The sequence below is a fragment of the Sphingobacterium endophyticum genome (genome assembly GCF_009733535.1).
GTDB lineage: Bacteria > Bacteroidota > Bacteroidia > Sphingobacteriales > Sphingobacteriaceae > Sphingobacterium > Sphingobacterium endophyticum.
Genome location: NZ_SMMI01000038.1, coordinates 1 through 3540 on the forward strand (window position 1 = coordinate 1; position 3540 = coordinate 3540).

The following is a 3540-nucleotide window of genomic DNA, read 5'->3' on the forward strand; positions in this document are numbered from 1 at the left end:
TTTCCCTTTCCAGATGACAGGAATCACACCCGGTGAATTGTCTTCTGCATCGGGATTTGTAGTGTACTGCCTGCCGTCATTTGGGATGATGCTCAGTTGCCATAATCGTCCAAAGCCTTCGCCACTATATCGATAGTAACTACCAACGAGCAGATATTTTCCATCTGGGGAGAATACGGGCTCAGATTCCGTAAAATTGCTGTTGGTTACCTGCTTGAGATTGTACCCATCGATATCCATGGTATGGATATGGTTGGCGATCCGTAGTGCGAGTTGGGTACCCTTCTGATCTACCGCCAGTTCACCCCAATCTTCATAATCCATTTCCTTGACCAAAGTCCCGGAAGTATATGGGGGAGAAACACGGATAATATAATCTCCATGGGTCATGAGGAAATGGTTGTCCGGAAGCCATAAGGCACTTACATTAAAATCGACCCGTTCTCCATTGATGTCCACAATTCGGGACACAAACTCACCATTCCTTTTCAGAACCGTGATACCGTCTTCTTTTTCGTTCGAGGTGACCAGAATCAAGCTGTTATCCGGCGAGAGATGACCCTTGCAATAAGCGCTGAGCCCAGGCCCGTTATAGATAAATTCCTCAACGACGGCCCCTGTATTGATATCGCTGATCGTGAATCGGACATCATATTGTCCTAAAGTGCTGGCGTTAACAACCGTCAGCTTCGTCTTTCCATCCCGTGAAATATCAAAGTTGTTGAGTTTGCTATCGTCGGGAATAAACGATCCGCCCGTCCCGTCCGGCAAACTTATTTTGAGTATACCTTCGGTAGCCCAATCGTAATAAATGGTACCTTTCAATTTCGTGGGATATAGCCCCTCTAATCGGTTGTCAGCGCCGTTGTTTTCATCTTTGGAGCATCCCAAGAAAAAACAACAAATCGTTATCAATATCGATGCAACAAAGTGTTTCATTCCTTCTTCATTAAAATATTTACTCTCAAAGTTACGGTAGGGTTCGAATGCATGCAATCCACGAAAACTAGGATTTTTGACCAAGATATATGACAAGGGCTGCAGATAAAAATAGCACCCGGAAAATTACACAATTTCTAAGCTGAGAAATTAGTAATTACTGCGAACGTTCATTGAAAACTAGAAATGAGAAGACAGAATTACTGGAAAAGCTACTTGAGAAAGTAAAAGGTTAATCCAACCCTATTTTTTACAATTGGAGGTTATAATGGTATATTTATCTGAAATATACTGATATCTTGCAACAATTAAAATCTGAGGTAGTTAGGAAAGTGATCACGACCTATGAAATATTAAATCAACGTTTCAAAGAGCTTGCTGAAGATAACAACGATGATTTTTTAGATCAGTATCTTTTTATAAAAGAAAACGGACTAGCTACTATAAGCCAACAAGTAATCAAAATAGATAACCGGGATCAAATTAGATCCCCTGTTAACGAAAGTTTCAGCCATTTAGAAGATATCCTCTCTTCTAGTGATAAATGTAGAGTTTATCACTTGATTCATAAACTGGTTAATCAAAATGCTTGGTCGGTATTTCAGCGATTTACTCGAGCGATGTTTCCTGATGAATTTACCTCCATCGACGCTGCCAAGCATTTTAATGAGCTGAAGAAAATTATGAGAAATCAATTTGGCGTCAAACTCAAATCAAAAGACGGTTTTAATCAACAAAAGGAAGTTCTTAGCCTTATAGATTATACAGATGTATATAAAGCCCAAATGTTTTTTTGGGCATTGAAGGCTGGAGATATTTCATCAAATATTTTGGAAAAAATTAAATTACAAGAAATGTAGGGTAGCGGTATTTTTGGGCTTTCAGGACTTTTCGCAATTGGTGAGGGATTACGGCGAGAAAGAGAGTAAAGTAATACAAAATACCGTCGGCAATATATTCAGTGGGCGGGTGGTTGGAGAAATGGCAAAAAGCCTATCGGAACTTTTCGGGAAAATATTGCATAAACGTCAGAGTATGACGATTAACCGCAATGATAAATATACCACTTTCCACACAGTTAGACAGCGTTATACCTGCATCGAAGATCTCAACTTTGACACATGGTATGTTTGTAGGTTCGGTATAGGATAACTTTGATGAACGTATCGAGCAGAAGATATTTACGCCGAAATTGTGGTAGATAAGGTAGCCTCAGAAACCAAGGCCTGCCAGAAGATACCACAAATTCGCTCTTTTACTGATGAACACGGTACTGATAATATGAAGCAGGGGATAGAAACCAATTACTGGCATATAAAAAAGACATCGTACAGGTTATTGAAGGGGAGCTTGGACGCATCAAAAATGATCCTGATCGAAAACATTTGGTTCAGCAGGGTAATTAAAAAAAGTCAGGGCTTACTATTTGAGTTTCCTGAACGAAAAGCCCATTCATAGGTATTGGCCACCTAAGATGAACTTTGATGTATAAACTTGATTTGGTATGTCATTTCGGGAAAGCTGGTATGAAGTAGTTCCTGTAGGCGTAATATGAAATACGATAAGTCTTTTTGCTGTTTATCCATATAGAAATTTATATAGATTTTTGCCTGAACCATAAATTTGGAGAAGGTGGCAAAAGCATTTAAGGAAGGAGAATACTTTGGCATTGAGTGGCGGTGTTGACGTAAGCAGATTATAGCGAAGGATTTATTTTGTATTTTTGTTCTTCACAATACATTTACTAATGTCTTTAATATTTCAGCAACATATTGAAAAGTTTATTCAAATTTCCAGTGATGAATTTGAAGAAATCAAGAAATTCTTTGACACTAAAGAGGTAGCTAAAAAAGAAAATCTTTTGGAGGAAGGACAGATTTGCAGGTATCATTATTTTGTGCTGACTGGCTTATTAAGAAAATTTTACATCAATGAGAAAGGAATAGAACAGACCACCGAATTTGCCATCGAAACTTGGTGGCTTACCGACAACTTTGCCTATGAACGCAATATCACAACAGAATTCTATATTCAAGCAGTAGAAAAATCTCTAGTTCTTTATATCACTCAAGAGAATCAGGAAAAGCTACTAGAGAAATTTCCGATGATGGAGCGCTATTTCCGTTTTGTTTACCAGCGTGCCTTCGCAGCCGCTCAAAAACGCATTCAATTTCTTTTTTCATTTTCGAAAGAAGAATTTTATTTTCAAGCCGTCAAAAATCATCCTGATTTTGTACAACGTGTTCCTCAATATTTAATCGCTTCCTATCTAGGTTTTACTCCCGAATATTTAAGCGAAATACGCAAGAGGATTCGTTCTTAAACCAGTTTAAGATTTTTCATTTTGTTATTATCCAATTTTGCATTGAACAATTTAAAAATAATAATACAATGAAAAAACGATTTAACTTTAAAGAAGTGGCTCCAAATGCACTAAAAGCGATGGTTGGATTAGAAGTCTATATCTCTCAGTCATCTATAACCAAGACAAACAAAGAACTTATAAAAATACGTGCTTCACAAATCAACGGCTGTGCCTATTGTATCAACATTCATACTCAAGATGCTATTAAAAATGGCGAAACCAATCAGCGTATTTTT

Annotated in this window: 5 protein-coding genes and 1 pseudogene; 4 read left to right on the forward strand and 2 right to left on the reverse strand. The window is 37.8% G+C overall.

Annotation, left to right across the window (positions count from 1 at the left end; translation table 11 throughout):
- Positions 1 to 537 (reverse strand): TolB family protein (locus E0Y80_RS20700; protein WP_197091706.1); only part of this gene is annotated, 537 nt, incomplete at its 3' end.
- Between the two features lie 701 nt (positions 538 to 1238).
- Between E0Y80_RS20700 and E0Y80_RS20460 the strand changes: the two genes are divergently transcribed.
- Both E0Y80_RS20460 and E0Y80_RS20465 read left to right on the forward strand, forming a co-directional pair.
- A complete protein-coding gene (locus tag E0Y80_RS20460) occupies positions 1239 to 1799 on the forward strand; it encodes a hypothetical protein (protein ID WP_156309502.1) in 561 nt (186 codons plus the stop codon).
- Positions 1798 to 2345: pseudogene (locus E0Y80_RS20465) on the forward strand (TraM recognition domain-containing protein); the annotation flags it as partial. The gene E0Y80_RS20460 and the pseudogene E0Y80_RS20465, both read left to right, overlap by 2 nt.
- Before the next feature lie 63 nt (positions 2346 to 2408).
- Here E0Y80_RS20465 and E0Y80_RS21060 read toward each other — a convergent pair.
- A complete protein-coding gene (locus tag E0Y80_RS21060) occupies positions 2409 to 2609 on the reverse strand; it encodes a DUF1896 family protein (RefSeq protein ID WP_394350251.1) in 201 nt (66 codons plus the stop codon).
- Between the two features lie 77 nt (positions 2610 to 2686).
- Here E0Y80_RS21060 and E0Y80_RS20475 point away from each other — a divergent pair, with 77 nt between their 5' ends.
- Both E0Y80_RS20475 and E0Y80_RS20480 read left to right on the forward strand, forming a co-directional pair.
- Positions 2687 to 3262 (forward strand): Crp/Fnr family transcriptional regulator, encoded by a 576-nt coding sequence (locus E0Y80_RS20475; RefSeq protein WP_156309503.1) that lies wholly within the window; start codon positions 2687 to 2689, stop codon positions 3260 to 3262.
- Between the two features lie 68 nt (positions 3263 to 3330).
- On the forward strand, positions 3331 to 3540 hold a 210-nt coding region (locus tag E0Y80_RS20480), incomplete at its 3' end, for a carboxymuconolactone decarboxylase family protein (protein WP_197091707.1).

Coding starts and splice junctions, on each gene's coding strand:
- E0Y80_RS21060 (WP_394350251.1), bottom strand. CDS start 2,609: ATGCCAAAGTATTCTCCTTCCTTAAATGCTTTTGCCACCTTCTCCAAA.
- E0Y80_RS20475 (WP_156309503.1), top strand. CDS start 2,687: ATGTCTTTAATATTTCAGCAACATATTGAAAAGTTTATTCAAATTTCC.